The organism is Labilibaculum sp. (genome assembly GCF_963664555.1).
GTDB lineage: Bacteria > Bacteroidota > Bacteroidia > Bacteroidales > Marinifilaceae > Labilibaculum.
Genome location: NZ_OY761461.1, coordinates 789,493 through 815,163, shown reverse-complemented (window position 1 = coordinate 815,163; position 25,671 = coordinate 789,493). Strand labels below are relative to the sequence as shown.

The 25,671-nt window shown below is 37.7% G+C and carries 20 protein-coding genes and 1 riboswitch; of the genes, 6 read left to right on the top strand and 14 right to left on the bottom strand.

The window, feature by feature from the left end; all coding sequences use genetic code 11:
- Positions 1–61: 61 nt before the first annotated feature.
- The 3 genes from ACKU4N_RS03395 (at position 62) to ACKU4N_RS03385 (ending at position 3,082) form a co-directional block, all read left to right on the top strand.
- Positions 62–1,402, top strand: a complete 1,341-nt coding sequence (locus ACKU4N_RS03395) for a dihydroorotase (protein ID WP_321320590.1) — start codon at positions 62–64, stop codon at positions 1,400–1,402.
- Positions 1,403–1,460: 58 nt separating this feature from the next.
- Entirely contained in the window at positions 1,461–1,958 is a 498-nt protein-coding gene (locus ACKU4N_RS03390) for a hypothetical protein (protein ID WP_321320588.1), read from the top strand.
- Positions 1,959–2,140: 182 nt separating this feature from the next.
- Positions 2,141–3,082 (top strand): 2-hydroxyacid dehydrogenase, encoded by a 942-nt coding sequence (locus ACKU4N_RS03385; RefSeq protein ID WP_321320586.1) that lies wholly within the window; start codon positions 2,141–2,143, stop codon positions 3,080–3,082.
- A gap of 61 nt (positions 3,083–3,143) precedes the next feature.
- On the opposite strand, the gene ACKU4N_RS03380 is transcribed toward ACKU4N_RS03385, so the two are convergent.
- The 8 genes from ACKU4N_RS03380 to ACKU4N_RS03345 all read right to left on the bottom strand — a co-directional run bounded on the left by ACKU4N_RS03380 (position 3,144) and on the right by ACKU4N_RS03345 (position 15,891).
- A complete protein-coding gene (locus ACKU4N_RS03380; RefSeq protein ID WP_321320584.1) occupies positions 3,144–3,683 on the bottom strand; it encodes a hypothetical protein in 540 nt (179 codons plus the stop codon).
- A gap of 579 nt (positions 3,684–4,262) precedes the next feature.
- A complete protein-coding gene (gene metF, locus ACKU4N_RS03375; protein ID WP_321320582.1) occupies positions 4,263–5,222 on the bottom strand; it encodes a methylenetetrahydrofolate reductase [NAD(P)H] in 960 nt (319 codons plus the stop codon).
- Positions 5,223–5,300: 78 nt separating this feature from the next.
- Positions 5,301–8,972 (bottom strand): methionine synthase, encoded by a 3,672-nt coding sequence (gene metH, locus ACKU4N_RS03370; protein WP_321320580.1) that lies wholly within the window; start codon positions 8,970–8,972, stop codon positions 5,301–5,303.
- A gap of 1 nt (position 8,973) precedes the next feature.
- A complete protein-coding gene (locus tag ACKU4N_RS03365) occupies positions 8,974–10,233 on the bottom strand; it encodes an aspartate kinase (protein ID WP_321320578.1) in 1,260 nt (419 codons plus the stop codon).
- Positions 10,234–10,298: 65 nt separating this feature from the next.
- Positions 10,299–11,489 (bottom strand): homoserine dehydrogenase, encoded by a 1,191-nt coding sequence (locus ACKU4N_RS03360; protein ID WP_321320576.1) that lies wholly within the window; start codon positions 11,487–11,489, stop codon positions 10,299–10,301.
- Positions 11,486–12,514: a homoserine O-acetyltransferase family protein gene (metX, locus tag ACKU4N_RS03355; RefSeq protein ID WP_321320574.1), complete on the bottom strand. Its 1,029-nt coding sequence runs from the start codon at positions 12,512–12,514 to the stop codon at positions 11,486–11,488. Before metX ends, ACKU4N_RS03360 begins: the two co-directional genes overlap by 4 nt.
- 133 nt (positions 12,515–12,647) lie before the next feature.
- A complete protein-coding gene (locus ACKU4N_RS03350; RefSeq protein ID WP_321320573.1) occupies positions 12,648–13,967 on the bottom strand; it encodes an O-acetylhomoserine aminocarboxypropyltransferase/cysteine synthase family protein in 1,320 nt (439 codons plus the stop codon).
- Positions 13,968–14,427: 460 nt separating this feature from the next.
- Positions 14,428–14,535, bottom strand: a riboswitch (SAM riboswitch).
- 63 nt (positions 14,536–14,598) lie between these two features.
- Entirely contained in the window at positions 14,599–15,891 is a 1,293-nt protein-coding gene (locus ACKU4N_RS03345; RefSeq protein WP_321320571.1) for an aspartate kinase, read from the bottom strand.
- A 352-nt stretch (positions 15,892–16,243) separates the two neighbouring features.
- Between ACKU4N_RS03345 and fbp the strand changes: the two genes are divergently transcribed.
- Positions 16,244–17,266, top strand: coding sequence for a class 1 fructose-bisphosphatase (gene fbp, locus ACKU4N_RS03340; RefSeq protein WP_321320569.1), 1,023 nt, complete (start codon positions 16,244–16,246; stop codon positions 17,264–17,266).
- Positions 17,267–17,375: 109 nt separating this feature from the next.
- Here the strand turns inward: fbp and ACKU4N_RS03335 are convergent, their stop codons facing one another.
- The 4 genes from ACKU4N_RS03335 to ACKU4N_RS03320 form a co-directional block, all read right to left on the bottom strand.
- Positions 17,376–17,963, bottom strand: coding sequence for an LURP-one-related family protein (locus tag ACKU4N_RS03335; RefSeq protein WP_124993895.1), 588 nt, complete (start codon positions 17,961–17,963; stop codon positions 17,376–17,378).
- A 333-nt stretch (positions 17,964–18,296) separates the two neighbouring features.
- Positions 18,297–18,929, bottom strand: coding sequence for a ribonuclease H1 domain-containing protein (locus tag ACKU4N_RS03330; RefSeq protein WP_156196852.1), 633 nt, complete (start codon positions 18,927–18,929; stop codon positions 18,297–18,299).
- A gap of 29 nt (positions 18,930–18,958) precedes the next feature.
- Positions 18,959–19,387, bottom strand: coding sequence for a hypothetical protein (locus ACKU4N_RS03325; RefSeq protein ID WP_156196851.1), 429 nt, complete (start codon positions 19,385–19,387; stop codon positions 18,959–18,961).
- 343 nt (positions 19,388–19,730) lie between these two features.
- Positions 19,731–20,396 carry a hypothetical protein gene (locus ACKU4N_RS03320; RefSeq protein WP_321320564.1) on the bottom strand — a complete coding sequence of 222 codons (666 nt, stop codon included), beginning with the start codon at positions 20,394–20,396 and terminating at the stop codon, positions 19,731–19,733.
- Positions 20,397–20,763: 367 nt separating this feature from the next.
- Here ACKU4N_RS03320 and ACKU4N_RS03315 point away from each other — a divergent pair, with 367 nt between their 5' ends.
- Entirely contained in the window at positions 20,764–21,348 is a 585-nt protein-coding gene (locus ACKU4N_RS03315; protein WP_321320562.1) for a hypothetical protein, read from the top strand.
- Between the two features lies 1 nt (position 21,349).
- Here the strand turns inward: ACKU4N_RS03315 and ACKU4N_RS03310 are convergent, their stop codons facing one another.
- Together ACKU4N_RS03310 and ACKU4N_RS03305 are read right to left on the bottom strand one after the other, a co-directional pair.
- Positions 21,350–21,640: a YciI family protein gene (locus tag ACKU4N_RS03310; RefSeq protein WP_124993898.1), complete on the bottom strand. Its 291-nt coding sequence runs from the start codon at positions 21,638–21,640 to the stop codon at positions 21,350–21,352.
- Between the two features lie 7 nt (positions 21,641–21,647).
- On the bottom strand, positions 21,648–22,118 hold the full coding sequence (locus ACKU4N_RS03305) for a VOC family protein (protein ID WP_321320559.1): 471 nt from the start codon (positions 22,116–22,118) through the stop codon (positions 21,648–21,650).
- 178 nt (positions 22,119–22,296) lie between these two features.
- Here ACKU4N_RS03305 and mfd point away from each other — a divergent pair, with 178 nt between their 5' ends.
- Positions 22,297–25,647 carry a transcription-repair coupling factor gene (gene mfd, locus ACKU4N_RS03300; RefSeq protein ID WP_321320557.1) on the top strand — a complete coding sequence of 1,117 codons (3,351 nt, stop codon included), beginning with the start codon at positions 22,297–22,299 and terminating at the stop codon, positions 25,645–25,647.
- Positions 25,648–25,671: the final 24 nt, after the last annotated feature.

The following is a 25,671-nucleotide window of genomic DNA, read 5'->3' as shown; positions in this document are numbered from 1 at the left end:
AGCAGACTATTTCATAAATTCTAAATCTATGTAACCTTATACTATAACTTAAACAAGCAAAATGTCGACTTATCTTATAAAGAACGCCTTGATTATTAATGAAGGCAAAAAGTTTGCGGGAAGTGTTCTTATAAAAAATCAGCTAATTGAAGAAATATATACTTCAGCTCCTGAAGTTACAGATAAGAATTGGACTGTTATTGATGCTGCCGGAAAATTACTGATTCCGGGTGTTATTGATGATCAGGTTCATTTTCGTGATCCGGGAATGCCACAAAAAGGCGATTTATACAGCGAATCGAGAGCCGCCGTTGCCGGGGGAACTACCTCCTTTATGGACATGCCCAATGTGAAACCACAAACTGTAACTCAGGAATTACTAACTGAACGCTATAAATTGGGTGCTGAAAAATCTTTGGCAAACTACTCCTTTTATATGGGTGCTACAAACACAAACCTGGAGGAAATTTTAAAAACTGATCCTAAAACGGTTTGTGGTATTAAAATATTTATGGGTTCGTCGACTGGGAATATGTTGGTAGATGATATTGATACCCTTTCGCAGATTTTTGAAAAATCGCCCATGTTGATCGCAACCCATTGTGAAGACACTCCCACTATTGATAAAAATCAGGCTGAATATCAGAAAAAATTCGGTGATGACATTCCTATGGAGTATCATGGTGTGATAAGAAGTGCCGAGGCGTGCTACAAATCTTCTTCGAAAGCCATTGAACTGGCGAAAAAATTCAATACCCGCTTGCATATTTTGCATTTGTCGACTGCCATCGAAATGGATTTGTTTGACAATTCGATTCCCGCAAAGGACAAAAGAATTACCAGTGAGGTTTGTGTTCACCATTTGTGGTTTGATGATAAAGATTATCTGACTAAGAAATCGAGAATCAGATGGAATCCTGCAATTAAGACAAAAAAAGATCAGGATGCACTTTGGGAAGCGCTTTTGGATGATCGGTTGGATGTTGTTGCGACAGACCATGCTCCTCACACTCCTGAAGAAAAGGATGGCAATTATATGCAGGCTGCCGGCGGTGGTCCGTTGGTTCAGCACTCTTTAATTGCTATGATGGAACAAGCACGTAGAGGAAAAATCAGCATGGAAAAAGTAGTGGAGAAAATGTGCCACACTCCGGCTGAAATTTTTCAGGTTGAAAAACGTGGATTTATACGCAAAGGATACTATGCCGATTTGGTTCTTTTAAAAGAAGATGACTGGACGGCTACCAATGCCAATTCGTTATACAAATGTGGATGGACTCCTTTTGATGGCGAGAAATTCCAATATAAAGTAGACAAAACCTTTGTTAATGGACATTTGGCCTACGACAATGGTGTATTTGATGACAGTACTAAAGGAATGAGTCTGAGTTTTGAAAGGTAGAAATGAGATTTGAGAAATAAGAAAAAAGGTAAAAGTAAAAAGGTGAAATTTTCAAAATATGAAACACTATAATCTTATAGTTACAGCTCTGATTTTTTCAGAGCTGTTTTTGTTTTCCTGCCAGCAGAAAAACACTGTTGAAAACAAAGAATATTCTGGTGTGAAAATCGCCAATCCTATTATTTATGAGGTTTTGGTGACTAATCCAAATCCGGAAGATGATTGGAAAACTGAATGCCTTGCAAATACCAACATTAAGGAATTGGCGAAAGACATTATTAAAGCAGTAAGAAACGGCGACTTAGCTACCTTTGATTATTACGACAATCATCAGCTATCAAAACCAGAACTGGAGAAAATAATCGCTGAAAGTGATTTAATCAATCATATCGGAAAAATACAGTTTGAGGAGGAATGGTTTTGGGATTCGAAAAAGCTTTCTCTTAAAAAGAGAGTTAAAAAAATGATGTTTGGCTACGAGATATATGATGCTCTGGGCGAAGTTAGAGGATACAAAGCCAGTTTTGTGGTGAATTTAGACGCTGATAAAAAATGATATTTTGTAATTCTTACAGATTTTAAAACAAAAACAATTAGTCCTTGTGTATTGTCCAAAATTAATACTTCTAAATAAATTCCTCTATTTATGAATTTCCATCTATTTTTGCAAGACTTAAAATACAAATCAACAGGGATCTCCCACTTGATTCTTGATCCTTTTATCATGATACTTATAAAATGAAAGTACTATTTATAGATTCGACTCATGCGCGACTAAGAGAAATGCTTGAAGAAGCAGGGTTTGAATGCACTTATGCTCCTGAAAAGAACAAAGAAGAACTTCTGGCAATTTTTCATGAGTTCGACGGCTTTATTATCCGCAGCAAATTCAAATTGAACAAAGAAGAATTAGACCACGCCACCAATCTGAAATTTATTGGCCGTGTGGGTGCCGGATTGGAAAACATTGATGTTGACTACGCCGAAAGCAAAGGGATTAGATGCTTTAATGCTCCGGAAGGAAACAGGGATGCGGTAGGCGAACATGCTGTTGGTATGTTGCTTACTCTTTTCAACAACTTGTGCCGGTGCAATTGGGAAGTTCGCAATGGAATGTGGCGACGGGAAGAAAATCGAGGCATCGAAATAAAAGGAAAAACCATTGGTATTATTGGATATGGAAATATGGGCGGTGCTTTTGCCCAACGCCTGAAAGGTTTCGGTTGCAAAGTTATTGCCTACGACAAATACAAATTCGATTATTCGGATGAATTTTGTGAAGAAAAACAGATGGAAGACTTGTTTGAGCAATGTGATGTTTTGAGTTTACATGTTCCGCAAACGGAGGAAACAATGTTTATGGTGAATAATGACTTCCTTAATAAATTTAAAAAGCCAATCTACCTTATTAATACGGCTCGAGGAAAAGTAGTTCGCATTGCTGATTTGGTGAAAAATTTGGATTCCGGACAGGTGAAAGGTGCTTGTTTGGATGTATTGGAATATGAGAAAACTTCTTTCGAAGATTTACATGCCTCGGAATTGCCTGCTGAATTTCAATATTTGATTGAATCGGAAAAAGTATTGCTGAGTCCGCATGTTGGTGGCTGGACACATGAATCGAATATAAAACTATCGGAAGTTACGGCTCAAAAGATTATTGATGAGTTTGGAAAATAGAGATGTTTAGAACAAAAAACTCCGCCCAAAGCGGAGTTTTTTTTATTTGTAATTGTAAATTCTAAAATCCATAAGCCATGCCGATTCCAAAGTAATGGTAAGCCTCATCGGTTAATTCAATTTCAGCTTCCATAATTAGCGACCATCCATTTCCTACAGCAACTCTTATGCCGATTGGAACCCAAAGCGGGATTGTAGTTTCATCGCCAAAATTAATATCCATGTCTAATCCGGTAATCAATTTTGTGCCTGATGCCAGGGGAACCGTTACATTTGCTGTTCCATCGAAACCAAAATCATGAAAATGATGAGCTCCTGCAGCTAAAGAAAGGTTCTTGCTGATTCCAAACTCGACATCGCCACCGTAGTAGGTTTCATCGCCAAAAGCACCAATTTTTGCTCCCAAATCAACATTATTGCCAATGCCTACTCCAGCATGAAAAAACATTAAAAATTCATTCGATCCATTGGATACCAACATAGAAGGTTCAAATCCAATTGACGCCTCACCACTTTTTAAAATTCCTGATGTATTAAAAATTTGGGCATTCGAAAATGCAGCAACAAATAAAAACATCAGTACAAATAGTATTCTCTTCATTTCAATAAACTTTATCATTCTCTGTCAAAAACACTTCAATCTCTATTTTATTGTGTATTCGCTGAAAACTCAAGGTGCATAATCAAAAATAAATCGCACATAATTCTAAAAGATTACTTATACGATTTTCTTTGTAAATTTAATAAAAAGCTACACATAATTTTAAATAGCTGTGCAGGATTAATTCACAAAACTCATCATTGATGTGCTTCCCGTCAACATTTAAATATTTCCCATCAATAAACTAATCCTTCCTCTCTGAGCCAAAGGGATTCCCATACTGAGAAATGAGGGCGAAATGGTGAGAAATTAGGATGCCGATGTGAGGGGAACAGGTGACTTTATAAGAAGGAGGCGTCCCATTTAATCCGAAAAAAAAGCTAATCAAGTAAAAACAAAAAGAGACTTCCCCTTGCGGGATCGTTTTCTAACTACCAACTGATGAATACGAATTACAAATCCTGTTGCCCCTTAACCCCTGATTACAAATCAGGGGTAAGGCCTCAGATCTTGAGCTTCTGGGTTTAATTTGATACTCGATGCTTCTTTTTTCGAAGGAAAAAATAAACCTTAACGTATTTAATAGATTGCCTTGGCTATTTCTTTCACACAATCGGATGCCATAAGGGTATAAAAATGCAAGGAAGGAACCCCGTGCTGAATCAATTCTTTTCCTTGCTGAATTCCCCACTCTATTCCCACTTGCTTCGCCTCATCGTTGGTTTTGCATTTACGAACTTCGGCAGCTAATGCTTCAGGAATATCGGTTTTAAAAATCTGCGGAAGCACTGTTAGTTGGCTTAATGCAGATATTGGCTTAATTCCCGGAACAACAGGAACTGTAATACCGGCATCGCGTACTTTCTTTACAAAATCAAAGAATTTCTGATTATCGAAGAACATTTGCGTAACGATGTATTCGGCTCCGGCATCCACTTTCTTTTTCAACCAATATATATCAGAATCAATATTTGGAGCTTCTTCGTGTTTTTCAGGATATCCGGCCGTACCAAAAGAAAAAGGTGTTGCAAAAGGCTCAACATGTGTACCATCTAAAAACTCACCTTTGTTGATATTATTTACCTGATGAATCAGATCAATAGCATATTTGTGTTCTCCTTCGCTGGAAATAAAAGCATGACGGGATGATGAATCTCCGCGAAGCAATAAAACATCGTGAATATCCAGAAAATTTAAATCCAACAAAGCATTTTCAGTTTCTTCAGGTAAAAATCCACTGCAAATTACATGTGGAACTACCGTAATTTTATATTCATTTTTAATGGCCGCGGCAACTGCTACTGTTCCTGGACGCTTTCGTGTAATTTTTTTCTCGATTACTCCACTCGCCGATTCGGTAAATACCATTTCATCGCGATGTGCTGTAATATTAATATACTTCGGATCAAATTCCTTCAGCTTATCAATAGTATTAAAGACTTTATATATGCTGTTTCCACGCAAAGGTGGCAACAATTCAAAAGAGAAATGTGTGGTTTTATTCTCAATTGCCTGGTTTAATAGTTCGATTACTTTCATTGGTTAAATTTAGATGCGAGATATTGGATTTGAGAAATAAGATTCATTCCCGATACAACCAATTCTCATAAATCATATTTATAATATAGCTGTTAACAGCTTCTTTGCTTTCTCTTCGGATATTCCTTTTCGGGATGCATAATCCTTCAATTGATCTTCCATTATTTTATCGATAGAAAAATACAATGCCTCAGGATGAGCGAAAACCAATCCGCTAACCGAGGCTGCCGGATACATGGCAAAACTTTCGGTTAATGTTGCTCCTATGTTCTTTTCTACATCCAGAAAATCCCAAAGCACTTGTTTTTCGGAATGCTCAGGCAATGATGGATATCCAAAAGCCGGACGGATTCCCTGGTAATGTTCGCGAAGCATTTGCTCTATATTAAGATCTTCATCTTTAGCATATCCCCAATCTTCTTTACGGATTTTTTCGTGTAACAATTCCGTAAAAGCCTCCGCCAAACGGTCTGCCAAAATCTTAATCATGATGCTGTTGTAATCGTCATGATCTTCGGCAAATTTCTGAAGTATTTCTTCAATACCCAGACCTGCCGTCACAACAAAAGCCCCCACATAATCGATTCGATTCGATTCAATTGGAGCCACAAAATCACTCAGACACAAACTACTCAGTCCTTTTTTGAACTTCTCCTGCTGACGAATACCACAAAATCGGGTAATTTCATTTGTTCTGTCTTCATCGGTATACAATACGATATCATCCCCAACACTATTGGCAGGAAACAATCCGTAAACCGCACTCGCTTCTATCAATCCTTCGCGCTCGATTACATCCAGCATACGATTGGCATCGTCGAAAAGGATTTTAGCCTCCTCCTTCAAATCCGGATCTTCCATAATTTCAGGATACATGCATTTCAGCTCCCAGGCAACAAAAAAGAAGGTCCAATCGATGTATTTTCGGATTTCGCCAATCGAGAAGTTATTCAAAACCTGCAATCCAATTTTGTTTGGCTCATAAATAGGAGCTGTTTTCCAATCAATTTGCTCTCTGTTTTTTCGGGCCTCATCCAAGGTATAGTATTCCACCGGCTTTTTATTTTCATGATCTTCACGCACAATTTGATACTCTTCACGGGTTTTTGCCAAAAAATCTTTTCTTTTATTCTTATCGCACAACTGTTTAAAAATTCCCACCGATTTGGAAGCATCTACAACGTGAACCACACCATTCTCATAATTTGGTTCAATTTTAACCGCAGTATGCAATTCCGAAGTGGTTGCACCGCCTACTACCAAAGGAATATCCAAACCTTGCCGCTTCATTTCTTCAGCAACAAAACACATCTCTTCCAAGGAAGGTGTAATCAGTCCGCTTAAACCAATTGCATCCACATTCTCTCGTATGGCAACTTCTATAATCTTTGAGCTGGGAACCATAACGCCCAAATCAATCACTTCAAAATTGTTACATCCTAAAACTACGCCAACAATATTTTTCCCAATATCGTGCACATCACCTTTAACGGTAGCCATTACAATTTTGCCGGCATTTTTCGCATCGGTCAGACTATTTTTCTCTTCTTCGATAAAAGGTTGAAGATAAGCAACAGCCTTTTTCATTACCCTTGCTGACTTTACCACCTGAGGCAAAAACATTTTCCCTTCTCCAAACAAATTGCCCACGATGTTCATTCCATCCATCAAAGGTTGTTCAATCACATCCAATGCACGGGGCAACAACTGCCTGGCTTCTTCAGAATCCTGTTCAATATAATCGGTGATTCCTTTTACCAGAGAATAAGAAAGTCGTTCGAAACAAGGTTTTTCTCTCCATGCATCGATTTTCGCCTGAACTTTCCCTACCGATTTCAATCCCTCGGCAAATTCAATGAGTCTCTCTGTAGCCTCAGGTTTCCGGTTCAAAACCACATCTTCCACTTTCTGCAAAAGCTCAGGTTCAATTTCATCGTAAATCTGCAGCATTCCAGGATTCACAATTCCCATATCCAAACCTTCTTTAATGGCATGATACAAGAAAACCGAATGCATAGCTTCCCGAACTGTATTGTTTCCACGGAAGGAGAAAGACAGATTACTGATTCCACCACTGATTTTAGCATGTGGCAAGTTAGCTTTGATCCACTTTACCGTTTTGATATAATCAACCGCATAGTTGTTGTGCTCTTCGATACCCGTAGCAATTGCCAATACATTGGGATCGAAAATGATATCTTCTGCCGGAAAACCAACTGTTTCGGTTAATATTTTATAGGCTCGCGCGCAAATTTCAGTTCTTCGCTGGAAAGTATCGGCCTGACCTTTTTCATCAAAAGCCATGATGACCGCAGCAGCACCGTATCTTTTTATTTTTGCAGCATGATCGATAAATTCCTCTTCTCCTTCTTTTAAGGAAATTGAATTCACCACACATTTTCCCTGCACACATTTCAATCCTGTTTCCAACACCGACCATTTCGATGAATCGATCATGATGGGTACTCGGGAAATTTCCGGTTCAGACACCAATAACTTTAAGAAAATATCCATTTCCTTTTCAGCATCCAACATGGCATCATCCATGTTTACATCAATAATTTGTGCTCCGTTTTCAACTTGGCTGCGAGCTATTGAAAGTGCTTCTTCGTATTTTTTCTCTCGAATTAAACGCGCAAATTTCAAAGAACCTGCCACATTGGTGCGCTCTCCTACATTCACAAAATTGGTGAGCGAATTAATCCGCAGTAATTCCAATCCACTCAAACGAGTTTCCTTTTCAACAGCTGGAATTTTTCTGGGAGCAGTATTTTTAACCGCATCGGCTAATATTTTAATGTGTTCTGGCCGGGTTCCACAACATCCACCTACAATATTTATCTTCTTATTATCCAATAATTCTTTTAAATCACCCAACATGGTTTGAGGAGTTTCATCGTACTCTCCCAATTCATTTGGCAAACCGGCATTCGGATAAACACTCACATAAACAGGAAGCAAAGTATCCAACTGCTGAATATATGGTACCAAATCTTTAGCACCGAAAGCACAATTTAATCCAATGCTCAATAATCTATCACATTTTACTGATGTTACAAAAGCCTCCAGGGTTTGTCCCGAAAGAGTTCGTCCACTGTTGTCAGTAATGGTTCCCGAAATCATGATTGGAATATCCAATCCTCTTTCTTCCAGCAATAAATCGGCAGCAAAAATACAGGCCTTGGCATTTAAGGTATCAAAAATTGTTTCTATTAAAAGAGCATCCACTCCACCATCCAGCAATCCCTTGATCTGCTCAGTGTAAATTCTCACCAAATCATCAAAACCTACATCCCGATATCCAGGATCTTCAACCTTTGGCGACATGGAAGTGGTTTTATTTGTAGGGCCAATAGCTCCAGCTACCCAGCGTGGCGTATCAGGATCAGTTGCATTCATCTCATCAACAGCAGCACGGGCATTTTTCACTGCTTCAAAATTCAGTTCATAGGCCAAATCTTCCAATTGATAATCGGCCAATGAAATTGCATTGGCATTAAATGTATTGGTTTCAATAATATTGGCTCCGGCTTCCAAAAATTTTCGATGAATCCCCTTAATAATTTCAGGTTGAGTCAAAGTCAGCAAGTCGTTATGTCCTTTCTGATCACTTGAAAAATCTGCAAAACGGGTTCCACGAAAATCTTCTTCAGTCAACTTGTGTGCCTGAATCATAGTTCCCATGGCACCGTCTAAAACAAGAATTTGCTTCTGTAATGCCTCTTTAATAGATGTAAATTTCTGTTCCATATTAATTTGCGACTGTTAGATAAATTGCAGTATTACTGTTCTTTTGTTCTACCAGAACATGATGTTTGTTCTGTATTTCTTCGATTGTCGCCGGCGTATAATGCCGAACGGTGATCAATTCTAAATCATCACTCAACTCAACCTCATACTTTTCTTCCAATTCTGCCACCAAATCCTGCATATTTCTTGCGGAACTGTTAGCACAAAAAGCAAAACTAACCGCAGTGTTTTGAGTAAAATTAAGCTTTATTCTATACTTTGTCACCAGGGTAAAGATAAAAACCAAGTCCTTTTCAGCGATAAACGAAAAATTTAAAGGTTTTAAAGTCACCAACAACTGTCTTTTTTTTACGATGTAATTTGGCAGCAATGGTTGTGGCTGATCGCCTTTTGTTATTAAAGTTCCTTTTTGCGAAGGATCGATAAATGATTTTACCCACAAGGGAATCTTTTTTGCCTGCAGTGGTTTTATGGTTTTGGGGTGAATTACCCTGGCTCCATAGTACGAAAGCTCTATTGCTTCATGATAAGGAATTAGATCCAGTTTGGTTGTCTCTTCAAAATAATCAGGATCTGCATTTAAAATTCCCAACACATCTTTCCAAATGATCATTTTATCTGCGCCAAGCAAGTGAGCTAAAATTGCCGCTGTGTAGTCAGATCCTTCTCTTCCCAAAGAGGTTGTGAAACCATTCGGATCTCTGGCTATAAAACCCTGCGTGATGTATAATGCAGTCGGATTATCAGAAAATACGGCATTGGCCTTCTCTTTTGATGAATCCCAAAGAATATTGGCATCTACATAATTATCATCGGAATCCAGACAGGTTCGAACATCAATCCACTTATTATTTTGTCCTATGTGATTTAAATAGGAAGCTACAATTGTTGTTGATAAGAGCTCTCCAAAACCAATCACCTGATCGTATTCAAAATTGAACTGATCAGATGATGGATTTGAAATTTTGGTTTTCAGCTCGATGAAAAGAGCATTTACTTCCGAATTGACCTGCGCAGGAACTTCTTCGAACAATTCGTCGATCACTGAAGTGTGGTTTTTCTTCAGCAGATCAAAAAGTTCCAAGGCCTTATCATTTCCGGAAAAATAAGCATCTACAATTTCTTCCAGCAAATTGGTTGTTGTACCAATTGCTGAAATTACTACTGTAAGCGGACGCTTTACTTTGCCAATAATTTGGCAAATATTTTTAATAGCAGCAGCATCTTTAACCGATGCGCCGCCAAATTTGTATATGATCATTTTTAATTAGATTTGAGATGTTAGATATGAGATCTTAGACTGATTCCCAGACCTCAAATTCAAAATTACTCATCACCCAAATAAGCCAGGAAAATATCTTTCCCTGCAATTTGCTTACGGATATTTATCAGTTCGGAAAGGTTCAATGTTCCAATAACATAATTAAAATCTTTTCCTGTCAGCGACTCCGATATCTCTTTGAAATCAAATAATTCCAAATCGTTTTTATCTGTGTATCTCAAATAAATCTCAACATCCATATCGTTGGTGTATTCCAAACCACCATAATATTTCAGCTTTTTATATTCGTATTTGTAATCGTAAGCCAAGGCAGTAATATCCGATAAAACTGCCGATCCGGTTGGATGCGCACCAGCTCCTTTTCCATACATGAACTGATTGTCGTAAAAATTCCCCTGAATTAAAACGCCGTTGTAATGACTCTCAACCGTATAAGCATGCTCTGTTGGTCTCACAAATTTTGGAGCCACAAACAAATTCACCTTATTGCCGTTTACCTTGGTTACTTTTCCCAACAATCGAATTTTATATCCCTTTTGCGATGCCAGCTCAATATCTTTTGGCGAAAGATTCGCGATTCCCGCATTAAAAACCTCATCGGGATGCACAAACAAGCCAAATCCATGAACGGTAAGGATAATCAGTTTGTATAAAGTATCAAATCCGCCAACATCCGAGGTCGGATCACTTTCTGCATATCCTAAATTCTGAGCTTCTTTTAATGCCAGGTTGTAATCCAAATTTTCATTAAAAATCTTTGTCAGGATATAATTTGATGATCCATTCAGAATTCCACTTACCGATTGCAGTAAATCATTATCGTAGTATTCCTCCAAATTTCTGATAATAGGAATACTTCCACAAGCCGAAGCCTCGTATAAAAATGAAACTTTATGCTGCCACTGCAGCTGAATCAGTTCCTCGATATGATAAGCCAACATTTTTTTATTGGCAGAAACCACATGTTTTCCCTTTTGCATGGCTGCCTTCACAATCTGATAGGCCACATCTGCATCGTCAATTAATTCTGCAACAACATTAATTTCCGGATCATTTAAAATATCATCAGGATTTAATGTAAGTACCTCAGAATCTATGTCCCGTTGCTTAGCTGCATCTTTCACACAAACTTTTACGATAGAAGCATCCAGTCCTTTGCTGTTTTTTAGAACGTGAGCCAATCCGGAACCTACAACACCGTAGCCAAAAACGCCTATTTTTAATTTATTACTCATTTGATTTTGCTATCGTTTAAGAATGTTTTTAATACTTCAGTTAATTGTTCCTGTTCCAAAAGGAAACCATCGTGCCCGTAAATTGAATTGATTTCCAGGAATTCTGCATTTGGAATATTGTCAGCAATGAATCGTTGCTCCTGAATTGGGAAAATCTGATCGGAATTTACACCAATCACCAATGTTCTTGATTTGATTTCGTTCAAAGCAGAAACCAAACCATTTCTTCCCCGGCCAACATCATGACTATCCATTATTTTTGAAAGATGCCAATACGAATACGCATTAAATCTGCGCGCCAGCTTCTCTCCCTGGTATCTTTGGTAGGAACTTGCCCGGTAATGATCTGTTTTGCCTTCTTCGTTTTCCTGCTGAGAATGATCGTAAGTTGAATAAGTTCTGTAACTAAGCAGAGCAATCGATCTGGCTACCCGCATGCCATTCAAACCCGCTTCATCATTCGATTCTTTCCATGTTGGATCTACCTCGATTGACATTCTTTGCGATTCGTTGAAAGCAATTCCCCAAGGAGAATGTTTCGCATTGGAGGCCAATATCACCAGATTGTCCAGTTTCCCATTCAACAGATAAGCCCACTCCATAGCCTGCATGCCTCCAAGTGAACTGCCAATCATCATGTAAATACGTTCTATTTTTAAATGTTTTCTTAATATTTCATGAGCACCAACTAAATCGCGGACAGTTAGCTGAGGGAAATCATGATGGTAAGCCTGTCCGCTGTCCGGATTTTTCGAAAGAGGTCCGGTTGAACCGTAGCAGGAAGCAAGAGTATTATCGCAAACTATAAAATAATCTTTCGGATTAAAGAAATCATTCTCACCAAATAATCCTTCCCACCAATCGAAAACATCAGAATTCGCAGTAAGAGCATGACAAACCCAAATCACATTATTCCTTTGCGGATCGTATTCCCCATAGGTGTGATAGGTAAGCTCCAACTCTTTCAGACACTCACCTGATTCAAGTTGTAAACCTTCTTTATGGATGTAACATTCTGGATTCACTGTTTATTGATTTTGTTTTGTTTGTTGTTTTTTTACTTTGTGAAAATTTCACCCAAAATATTCTTGAGCGAAATCTTAAGTTCCCAGTCGAAAATCCGACTAAAAAATTTCCGACTGGGATTGACTATAAGAACTAATTGATTGTCTCTATGTTAATTGCTTTCTCAACAGATTGCTTGATGTCAGCTTTAATGTCTTCGATGTGTTCGATACCTACCGAAATACGAAGCAACCCCGGCTCAACACCCGAAGCTTTTTGCTCTTCCAGACTCAACTGTTCGTGAGTGGTTGAACTTGGATGAATAATTAAAGATTTTGCATCTCCCAGATTGGCAACATGTGAAAGAAGTTCCACACCATCAACCAATTTATCGGCAAGCTCTTTTCCACCTTTTACTTTAAAAGTTAAAACAGAGCCGGCGCCTTTCTTGAAGTATTTTTGAGCTCTTTCGTAGTAAGGACTGGATTTTAGGCCTGGATAATTTACCTGCTCCACCCAATCCTGTTCCTCTAACCATTTGGCAAGAGCGACTGTATTTTCAACATGACGATCCAAACGAAGAGAAAGTGTTTCCAATCCCTGTAATAAAAGGAAAGAATTAAACGGACTCTGGCTGCAACCATAATCCCGTAAACCTTCTACTCTGGCACGAATTGCAAAAGCAATGTTTCCAAATGGTCCGCCGGCACCAAAAACATCCCAGAATACCAATCCATGATATCCTTCTGAAGGCTCAGTAAACTGAGGGAATTTTCCATTTCCCCAATTGTAGTTTCCTCCATCAACAATTACTCCTCCAATAGCTGTTCCATGACCGCAAATCCATTTGGTTGCCGATTCCACAACAATATTGGCTCCGTGCTCCAACGGACGGAATAAATATCCTCCTGCTCCCAAAGTATTATCCACGATAAGCGGCAAATCATATTTCTTAGCTATTGCAGATATCTTTTCAAAATCCGGTATTGAGAATTTAGGATTCGGTAAAGCCTCAACATAAATGGCTTTGGTTTTTTCATCGATCAACGGAATAATAGTATCCGGCTCATCGATATCAACAAAACGACACTCTATTCCCAGTTTTTTAAACTGAACCTTAAACTGATTGTATGTTCCTCCGTAAATCTGAGAAGCACTTACAAAGTTGTCACCAACTTCCAGAATATTTGTTAGTGCTAAAAACTGGGCAGCCTGACCGGATGCTGTTGCAACAGCTGCAACTCCGCCTTCCAAAGCTGCTATTCTTTGCTCGAATACGTCATTGGTTGGATTCCCTAAACGGGTATAGATATTCCCGAATTCTTTTAGTCCAAACAGGTTTGAGGCGTGTTCTGAACTGTTGAAAGTGTATGCTGTTGTTTGATACAAAGGAACTGCTCTTGAATTGGTTGTTGCATCAACTACCTGACCAGCGTGTATCTGTAATGTTTCGTATCTTAAATTATTTGACATGGCGATTCTGTTTTACGAACAGGCTAATACTGTCAGCCATTAACTTTTAGCTATAATATAACAATCAGTTTATCTGACTTGTTATGCTGCAAAAAGCCCATTCCTTGATTTAAAAATTGATTAATTAGTTAGAAACCTAAGTTTCCAAATGTCGCAAAAACACATCTGCTTAGATGCAAACGTTCTGAATGTGGTTTCAGATTTGATTGTACCTATTCATCTTTCTGTAAAAACAGAAATATAAAAAGTAAGCAAAATTGAATTTGAATTCCCGGGTTCGGTGTTATTTTATACGCACCAGTATCTAAAAAAAAGGGAAAGATTTTAGAAAGAATGCGTTAAATCATACGCATCATTTGCTGCATTCGCATCATCAACATGGTTGAAGATTGCAACGTGAAGTTTTGCTCCTGATGAGCCTGCTGATTGTAATTAATTTGAGTCTTCTTCATAATCTGTTAATTTATATTCACCAAAAATTTGGTCAGGATTTGACACCTTTCAGCTATGGAAGCCGCGGTTGTCAGAAGGTCAACGAGCCTGTTCTCTTACTTCTTCTGTATAAATTATAGATATTCTCCTGAGAGATTTACCTTATATAACGGGAACAAAGATAGGGAAGTTTTTGAATTCACCAAACATTCCCGACCTCTTTGTCTTTTATTTTTTTACAACAGCACAAATTGTGCAGTATCTCTGCTTCGCTGTTCCAGCAGTATTTCCGGCCATTGGTCATTCTTTCAACGGCTTCAGAATTGTGATGGCGAATCGTAATCAACTCCAGATTTTCATTGTATCTCACTTCAAATTTGGTAGAAATTTCTTCAATTAAATTTTTCAACCTTCTATCTGAATTATCAACACATACCGAAAAACTAATTGCCGAATTCTGAATTAAATTTACTTTCACCTGATGTTTTGCGAAAATGGAAAACAACGAACTTAAATTTTCTTCCAGTATGAAAGAAAAATCACTTGGTCGTATCGAAATCAGCACCTGATCTTGTTTTCGAATGTAAACAGGAATTAACTGATCCTGCTTTTTAGATGCCGTACTAATTAGAGTTCCGGATTCATTCAAATTAAGAAACGAACGCACCTGCAATGGAATTTTCTTTTTCTTAATTGGCTGTATGGTTTTGGGATGAATCACTTTGGCACCATAAAAAGCAAGTTCGATGGCTTCCTGATATGATATACGCTCTAATTTTTGCGCATCGGGCAGCCATTTTGGATCTGCATTCATAATTCCTGGAACATCTTTCCAAATGGCCAATTTATCCACATCAAGGATATAAGATAAAATTGCAGCGGTATAATCGGAGCCTTCCCGTCCTAAAGTTGTTGTCTGATTAGTTTTAGTTCCACCCAAAAATCCTTGGGTTACGTATACAAATGTGTTGGTAAAACCAAAAGCCTGAGGCACCAATTTCTGAGAAAGTTCCCAATCAATTCGTCCTTCCTTATAAGTATCATCCGTTTTTAAACAAGTACGAATATCCACCCATTTGTTTGGAGTGCCGCTTAAACGAAGGTATTCGGATACGATTGTAGTAGATATCAGCTCTCCAAAACACACAATCTGATCGTAATCAAACTCATAGCATAAGGAGGGCGATTTTTGCAGATAAGCCCGTAACTGCGAGAAAAGAGATTCTATTTTCGAAAAAACAGCATCATCCTTTTTCAAAAACAATTCATTTATAATCTTCATATGGTATGTTTGCAATGCATCTACTTTAGATTCAATCCCATCTTTTTTAGCTGCAAAAGCATCAACGATCTCTTCCAAAGCATTGGTTGTTTTGCCCATTGCCGACAATACAATAACCATTTCCTCTCTGTAGGATTGTACAATTTTCACAAAATTCCGTACACCATCAGCACTATTTACCGAAGCCCCACCAAATTTAAATATGTTCATCAAAAAACTGTTAGATAATTCTTACAAATAAGATTCTAAAACCCCATTTCAAAATAAAAATTGAAGGTACAAAATATTGTTTCAGCATTTCAAAGTTTGTAAAAATTAAAGCCTATTCTTTAATTCTTTTCACATTTTTCAATTGCAAAAAGAAAAAATCAGGCTTAAAAAACAAAAAGCCATTTAATCCCATCGCAAATAAGAATTTTCCTCACTCATCACACACCTTTTGCCCCCAGATTCCGCAACCTAAAATTAATTGTCGTAAACGTTTGAAATAAGAGTTTCGGCATTTCACAAAAAAGCATAACTTTATGCCACCAAATGAATGTAAACCAAAAAGCCTTAAAAAATGACTGAACACAACAATGTTCAAACCCTAAATCAATTCATCATCCAAAGACAATCCGATCATGCAGGAGCAAAGGGAGAATTATCCCGGTTACTTCATCATATTGGAATTGCATCTAAAATTGTAAACCGTGCTGTAAACAAAGCCGGACTGGTTGATATTTTAGGCGAACATGGAGATCAGAATGTACAAGGAGAAGATCAGCAGAAACTGGATGTTTTTGCAGACACTCACTTTATTGATGCCTTAAAAGCCTGTGGCGAATGCTGTGCTGTTGCATCGGAAGAAAACGAAGAAATCATTATTTTTGATGATGAATTGAGTAAACATGGAAAATATGTTTTCGCAATGGATCCGCTTGACGGCTCATCGAACATCGATGTAAATGTTTCCATCGGAACCATTTTCTCGATTTACGAACGTCTTTCACCCAGGGGAGAAGTTGCCAAAATTGAGGATTTTCTTCAGGAAGGAACCAAGCAAATTGCTGCCGGATATATCATTTACGGTTCGTCAACCATGTTGGTATACACCACCGGAAAAGGGGTAAACGGTTTCACTCTGGATCCATCAATCGGTGAATTCTGTTTGTCGCATCCCAACATTAGAACACCAAAAACGGGAACCATTTATTCCATTAACGAAGGGAATTACATCAATTTCCCAATGGGTGTGAAAAAGTACATTAAGTATTGTCAGGAATATGATCAAAAATCGAATCGCCCCTACACTTCCCGCTACATAGGATCTTTGGTGGCTGATTTTCACCGAAATTTATTGAACGGTGGTATTTTTATCTATCCGCAAACCAGAAAAAACCCCAATGGAAAACTTCGTTTGATGTACGAATGCAATCCAATTGCTTTTATTGCTGAACAAGCCGGCGGTAAAGCTACCGATGGCACGCAGCGCATTTTAACCATTAAACCTACTTCGCTTCACGAACGTGTTCCGTTTTATACCGGATCGACCAATATGGTGAAGAAAACCGAAGAGTTTTTACACTTTTTCAACAATATTTAATAAAAATAGTTGTGAGATCTTAGATAAGAGATGTGAGATGTGAGATCAAAAAAATAAAGCCACTTTCCGTATGGAAAGTGGCTTTTTGTTTTCTTTACTTATTGGTCGCTTATTCTTTTAAAACCATATCAATACACATTACCGCGGCAAGAATAAGAATTCTCATCGGATTATCTGCAGTCACTTTCTCATCAATCGCCAACATATAATTATCTGCTGATGTAAACAATTCCTTGCCAATTCCAGCCCATTTTTTACTTACATGAGCAAACTCTGTTTCCCCTTTACTGAATTTAAAATCCCAGCTGGTCCATTTTCCTTTAAGAGTGCACAAAATATTTTCAGTAGAATCAATAACATCAAATTTGCCACCTATTGAGAAAAATTTTTGTTTGAATTTTCCCAATAAATTATCATTCTCATCAAAAACTTCAACTGTAGACAAGAAGAATGAAACACCTCGTTTTATTGTTAGTACTTTTTCACCTGAAACTGTTTTAATTTCAATATTAAAAGGAGTCATTCTCTTGTAATCAGTAAAGCGAAGCATCTTGGTGAAAAAACCAAGTTTTTCTTCCCTGCAGGTCATTATCATTTCCTGATTTTCAGGATTGAAAATATCAAAATTATTTGCTGCTTTGAACATGCCAACATGTTCCTTCACGAAAAATGAATTTCGACTTAAAATTGGATTCATATTTTATCTATTTTGTTGAATGGTCTCACTCCATTTTGTAAGAGATGCCAAAAGGTTATCTTAATTTAATTTCATCGTTACTATTTTAGAGAAAAACACCTTGCCTGCCTGTAAGCCTTAAGCAATACTATTATCCATAAAATTTTTACGAAAGTAAACATTATTTACAATCAAGTATAATAATGAATGCCTAAACTATGATGCTTTAAACCGAATTTACAGAAGAAATTATTGTAACACTCCACAAAACAAAAGCCACTTTCCAATTGGGAAGTGGCTTTTGTTTCTGATCCTACTGCAAATATTCTATTTCAGTATTAATTCCAAATACCTTTATTTTCTTCCAAAATCAGCAGGAATCTCTCCCCATGCCTTAGTTTCCCATTTTAGTATTTCATTTGGTATTTCATTTTCATCCAACCACACAAGTGCTCTTTGAATCATTTCAGAAGATTTTGTATTTTTAGCAGTTTGTGGATTCTTAGTCCTTACAACTCTATCTCTAACCCAAGCTATTGCAATTGAACTATCTGAGTATATAGGTCTCTTATCATTAACTTTCTTCATATGCGCTAAAGCATGTACCAATGCTAAAAATTCACCAATATTATTTGTTGAATCCTCAAACACTCCCTGTTTAAAGATTAGTTTTTTTGTTTTAGTTTCAACTCCTTGGTATTCCATTAGCCCTGGGTTTCCACTACATGCCGCATCAACAGAAATCGAGTCTAAATTTGGTTGCCCAATTTTTTCAAGCTCTTCAGTACTCAACTCAACCTTACACACATCTTTACCTTTATAATCTTCATATTTTCCCTTAAATGCTACTTGCGCCTCTTCCTTTGTTTTAAAAGATTTATATTTTGCATCTTTAAAACTGTGTATTTGATTAGTACATTCTTCCCAGTTATCAAATACTCCAGTTTCTCTTCCTTTCCAAACAACGTAAAACTTCTTCTTTGCCATTTTATTATTATAATCTAACCATCAAACTTCTATTCATATACGTCTTCAACCTCAATCTGTCTAACTCCATTCAACATCTCTGTTATTGCCATAAAGTCATAGCGTTTAATGTATTTGTTTAAATCAGTATAACTTATTAAAAAGCTCTTTTTATGCACTTTCAATTTATCCTTCCGAATTAATTTCGCTTTTATTTCATCGTAGTTATCACCGTATTCACTCTGGAATAAAAACAATATATTACATACAACTTGTTCTTTTCGACCTACTCCATTAGTTGTTGTCTCTTCCAAACCAAAACCTACAATAAATTTATCATCTGTTTTGTATCTGTGATCTTCACATAATTTATAAATAGACGATATATTATCAAATCCATCTATTTCAATTACTCCTCTAATATCTCCATACTTAGTATTTACATAGTTATTGATGAGTTTTAAATTTACTTCTACCATGATTAAATTATTTTAAGTTTTTAATGTTCTTTTTCTTAGAAAACCAGCCCTGCAAGCCTGCAAACACCTCCCCATTTCGGTAGAGCTATTTCTACATGCCTGCAGCAACTGTTTTTTCCCGGTAAAATGTGCTTTGCAGGCGTGCAGCAACTATTCGACAGCTGTGAAATGGTGTATGCAAGCATGTTTACCCTATTTTACTACAATCGAACATGTTCTGCAGGCATGCAGCAACTATTCGATTTCGGTAGAGTTGGCTTTACAAGCCTGCGTACTATATTCCACCGAAAAAAAGTAAACGCTGCAGACTTGCAGCGCATACTTTTCTGTATTTACAATCGGATTACACTTCGGGAGCAGCAACCTCTTCCTCAACCTTTGCTTTCGATACCGTTCTGGGGAACAAACGGTCGGCATATTTCCTGCCAAACAACTTTACCGCATCCAGATAATTGAATTCGTATTGTTTGCGCAAATCGGCCTGAGCCAATCCTTCGTTTGCCACAGCCATTTCTACATTGGTTTTGGCTTGTTGCTTGTTGGATATTGCTGTGCGCACTTCGGCAATGGCTCTGGTAAGTGGCGCATATTGTACCGCCAAAACGTGCTCTTCGCCTAAGGCTTTAATACGTTCAGCAATTTGATTAGCCTTATCAACTTCTTTGGCAAATGGTGCACGTACAATGTCGGAATACTTCCCATCGGGAAATAACATAGTAAAAACAGGTCGTCCCGGATTGTTACGGTCGTATTGTTTGGCCACATCGGCCACGTTTCGAATGCTATCGTCCAATACCGCATCTCTCAGCATCAAATCATCATGAGCAGCATCGTACAATTCCCTCTTTTTATCGGTTTCGTCTCTTTTTTCTTTTAAAACAATAATTTTAGGGGCTATTGCCTCTGCTAAACCTTCTGCTCCTTTGGTTTGTTTACAAAGCCTGGTATGGCGATTCGAATTGTTAATGTGTACCTGCGACGACATTTTGTCGTTTAATAGTTTTGCCATTTTATGTTGATTTTAGTGAAACTAATTCTCTGTATTATTTTTGTAAATTGTTCCTACCTATACGGATCATAAACTATCATCAAGCTCTTCAAACTCACCAATCATCTCTGATCCCACTCAATTCTTCTATATTATTTTTTATGATCGAATTTTTAAATTTAACAATTCGATTATTAAAATACACATAATTCTCTGTATTATTTTTCACAACTCCATTTTAAACACTCATCAAGTCTCATCAGCAAGCTATTGACACTCCATCATCTTTGTTGTAATTTTACACAAGCACCCTACATTGCTTCCAATTCTCTTCGCACACATATGTATATTTTAAATCCAATTCGTGAATAAATCAATATCAAAAACAATGAAAAATACAGTTTACAAACTCTTAATAAGCCTGTTTCTATTTACGGTTCCCCTTATTGCTTTCAGTCAAAACGGGAAAGTCATTATTAATGATATTGAGCTGAATGAAACTCAACTTACCAATCTTGAAAATGAATATGGCCTAAAACCCAAAGCAGGAAATTACTGGTACGACAGCAAAAGTGGTTTGTATGGAGTTGTTGGTTATGCTTCTTTCGGATTTATGCTGCCCGGACACGATTTTGGGGAATTAAAATCAGACGCATCTGCCGGCAATACAAGTGTAGTTGTTAACGGGCGGGAACTGCCCGAGAACGAATGGTTGGTGTGGAGCTATGTATTGGGTTATTACATTCAACCAGGCTTTTACTGGTTCGATGATCTGGGGAATGCCGGTTACGAGGGCAATCCAATTCCTACTGTTAATTTGTATTTGGCTGCTCAGCAGAACTATTATATGGGACAAGGCAGTGGCGGAGATAATTTCTGGTCAACCCGCTTTAGTGCCGGCAATTCCGATCAGGGCAATACCCGCGGCTATGTTAGTGTTCCCGGATACGGCCCTGTCGGTTATGGATTTTAAATTAAACCTCCAGCAAACAAGTTAACTCGTCGCTCGTCATGCTGGGGATAAATTCAGTGATTGCATAATCTGCTAAATCATTTTTGTGAAAAGGATCTTTAGCCAGAATTTCTTCCAATTGTTTTTTATCCTTCACTGTTGAAAGTATTACGCCTCCTGTTCTCGGAACTTTTCTGCCCGAGGCCTGAAAATTTCCCAAAGCATACTGCTCTTTTAAATACTGAACGTGATTGTTCAATTCTTCTTCTACCTTTTCGATAGGTACTTTGTAGGTTAATGAAATGATAAACATGATTTTATTATTTTTTTAATCTTAAAATTATAGTCTCAACAGTTTCAGGTGGTATTCCACTTTTTCGTGCAATTTGTTTTATAGAAAGTCCTTCGTTTTTCATATTCATCACAAATACTTCCATAGGCTCTCCCACTTCAATCAGATGATTGTCGGGATCAAAAAAACGAATGGACCTTTGCCCCCAGGATTCTTTATGAATTTCATGTAAAAACACTGTTTTTTTCATTTTCAGTCTCTCACAAAACTCTTCAAGCAACTCCGTTTCAAAATACAATTCGAATCGATTCAAATCACCTTTTGTGTTCAACTCTTTCTCAATAATATGATTTGGTGCCGGTTCCCAAATCGTTAAACCACTCTTAAATATCACATTCTTTCCAAAATCATGTTCTATTTCCTGATTAAGTACACGAATGTAGAAATCTTTTGATCTTTCGATATCCTTTACAAATAGTACTGACGAATGAAATTTCATATCCCTTTATTTTTTTTACTTAAAAGCAACAAATGTGCATCCTATCAAACCAACGACATTTCCTTTTGCCTACTTTATACTTGGTTCTTTCCACTTGTTACTTGGTTCTTGGCACTTTTAACTTGTCCCTAAAATATTTTCCCTAAATTTGCGAATCAAATAATAAAAGGACAAGGGTTTGGAACTAAAACAACTTATACAAATTTTCTCGGAGCATCCTGCCCGATACAGCATTGAAAAATACCTGGAACAACAGTCAAAGTTTCAGCTTCACCTAAAAGGTTTGGTTGGTTCTTCGCTTCCCTTGTTGCTTGCCGCTATTACACCAGGCAAGCACCCTCACATCTTACTGTTTAACGATAAGGAGGAGGCCGCCTATTTTTACAATGATCTGTGCAATCTGCTTGATGAAGATACCGTTTTGTTCTTCCCATCTTCCTTCAAACGTTCCGTTCAATATGAGAAAACTGACAGTTCGAACATTATTCTTCGTGCCGAATGTCTGAACCGTTTAAATTCCGACAAGCATCCTACGTTCATTATCACTTTTCCCGAAGCCATAGTCGAAAAGGTGATTAGTAAAGCACAACTGGAAGAAAACACCTTGACAATTAAGGTGGGAGAAAAATTATCCCCCGAATTTGTGGAAGAGGTTTTGGTCGATTATGAATTTGAACGAGCCGATTTTGTAGTAGAACCCGGTCAGTATTCCATCCGCGGAAGCATTATTGATATTTTTTCCTTTTCGGATGAGCATCCATTCCGAATCGATTTTTTTGGCGAAGAAGTCGACTCCATCCGAATGTTTAATGTGGAAAATCAACTATCCATAGAAAAACTAAACTCTGTTGATATCATTCCCAACATTCAGGAAAGTCTGCTGAAGGATTCCCGGATATCCTTTCTTTCTTTTGTACCCGGCAATGCCGTTTTTTGGTGCAGGAATTTACAGTTTTCCTGTGACCGGATCCAATCTATATATGAAAGCACCATCGAAAAGGTTCCTTTTATGCAAATGGGTGAAGATTCGGTAGCTACTAAAGATTATCTGATAAACAGCAAAGAATTTTTGAATCAGTTAAGTGATTTTTCGACATTGGAATTCGGACAAAAATTCTTTTTGGTGGCTCAGGAAGAGCTTCATTTCAATCAAAATCCGCAGCCAGCATTCAACAAAAATTTCGAATTACTTGGCCAGCATTTGCTAAATAACAATGCCAAAGCAGAATCGAATTACATTCTTTCCGACAATCCAAAACAGATTGAACGAATCCACAATATTTTTGAAGATCAGGGAATTGAAGTTGAGTTTCAGGATGTAAACCACACGCTTCACGAGGGGTTTTCGGATAAAGACCTGAGAATATCCATTTTCACCGATCATCAGATTTTCGATCGTTACCACAAGTTCCAGCTTAAGAACTCAACGGTTCACAAAGCCAAGGAAGTGGTAACTCTTAAAGAGATTAACCGCCTTCACCCAGGTGATTACATCGTTCATTCCGATCATGGAATTGGTCGTTTCGGAGGTTTGCAGCTAATCGATACGAACGGCAAACCACAGGAAGTAATTCGCCTGGTTTACAAAGACAACGACATTCTGTATGTGAGTTTGCACTCGCTTCATAAAATTTCAAAATACAAAGGCAAAGACGGATCTGCTCCTAAAATATACAAACTGGGTAACGGCACATGGCAAAAGCTAAAGGAAAAAACCAAAGGCAAAGTAAAAGACATTGCCAAGGATTTGATTGCTCTTTATGCCAAACGAAAATCAGAAAAAGGCTTTTCGTTCAGTCCCGACACCTACATGCAACAAGAATTGGAAGCTTCGTTCATTTATGAAGATACTCCCGACCAGGTGAAAGCTACCATAGCAACCAAAGAAGGAATGGAATCGCCTTACCCAATGGACAGGTTGGTATGTGGTGATGTTGGTTTCGGAAAAACCGAAATTGCCATTCGTGCCGCTTTTAAGGCTGTTGCCGATAACAAACAGGTCGCTATTCTGGTTCCGACCACAATTCTGGCCTTTCAGCATTTCAAAACTTTTAACGATCGATTGAAAAATTTTCCCTGCACGGTAGATTATATCAGTCGAATGAGAACCTCGAAAGATCAGAAACAGATTCTGAAAAATTTAAAAGCCGGACAAACTGATATTATAATCGGGACACACCGGATCATAGGAAAAGATGTTGAGTTTAAAGATTTGGGTTTACTCATCATTGACGAAGAGCAGAAATTTGGTGTATCGGTAAAAGAGAAACTGAAACAATTTAAGGTAAATGTTGATACCTTAACATTAACTGCTACTCCAATTCCAAGAACATTACAATTTTCATTGCTGGGTGCGAGAGATTTGTCCATCATCAATACGCCGCCACCAAACCGTTATCCGATTGTAACCGAAATTCACAATTTTAACGAAGACATCATTCGGGAAGCAATTACTTACGAAGTGGAACGAAACGGACAGGTTTTCTTTATTCACAACAGGGTTCAAAACATCAAAGACGTTGAAGCAATGATTCAGCGGACCGTTCCCGGTGTTTCAACGGTGATTGCCCACGGACAAATGGATGGCCCTAAACTGGAGAAAATTATGCTCGATTTTATCCGCGGTGATTTTGATGTTCTGATTGCAACTACCATAATTGAATCTGGATTGGACATTCCGAATGCCAATACCATCATCATTAATAACGGACAGAATTTTGGATTGAGCGAACTGCACCAGTTAAGAGGCCGCGTTGGCCGGTCGAACAAAAAAGCATTTTGCTATTTGTTAACTCCTCCGCATGATTCCATGACTCAAGAAGCCAGACAAAGACTTCAGGCCATTGAAAACTTCTCGGAACTGGGAAGTGGTTTTAATATTGCCATGCAGGATTTGGATATTCGCGGCGCCGGTAATTTACTGGGTGGCGAACAAAGCGGTTTTATTGCTGATATTGGTTACGAGACTTATCACAAAATTCTGAATGAAGCACTTCTGGAATTGAAGGAGAATGAATTCAAAGATGTTTTCGAAGATGAAAAGAAAGAAGAAGGAAAAAATGTTCTCCGATTTATAAGCGAATGCCAAATAGATACCGATTTGGAAATTCTATTTCCTGAGAAATATGTTGAAAGCATTTCAGAACGAATTCGTTTGTACCGCGAATTGGATAACATTCAGACCGAAGAAGAAATAAAAACATTTGAATCTCAACTAAAAGATCGGTTTGGAGACTTACCCGAACCATGTCTTGAACTGTTAGATGTTGTTCGTTTGCGTTGGATTTCTTTGGATTTAGGAATCGAAAAAATCATTCTTAAAAAGGGAAAACTGGTTCTGTATTTTATTTCCGATCAGGATTCAGCTTTCTATAAATCAGCGCAGTTTAGTAAAGTCCTGCAATTTCTGCAGACACAAGTTGTTCCCTGCAAAATGAAAGAAGCAAAAAACAGACTAAGTCTTAGTTTCGAAAAAATTAAGAACATTAAAAAAGCCAGCGAAATACTGGCTCTAATGAATGAGATATAATACAAATACTCCGATCAATAAATT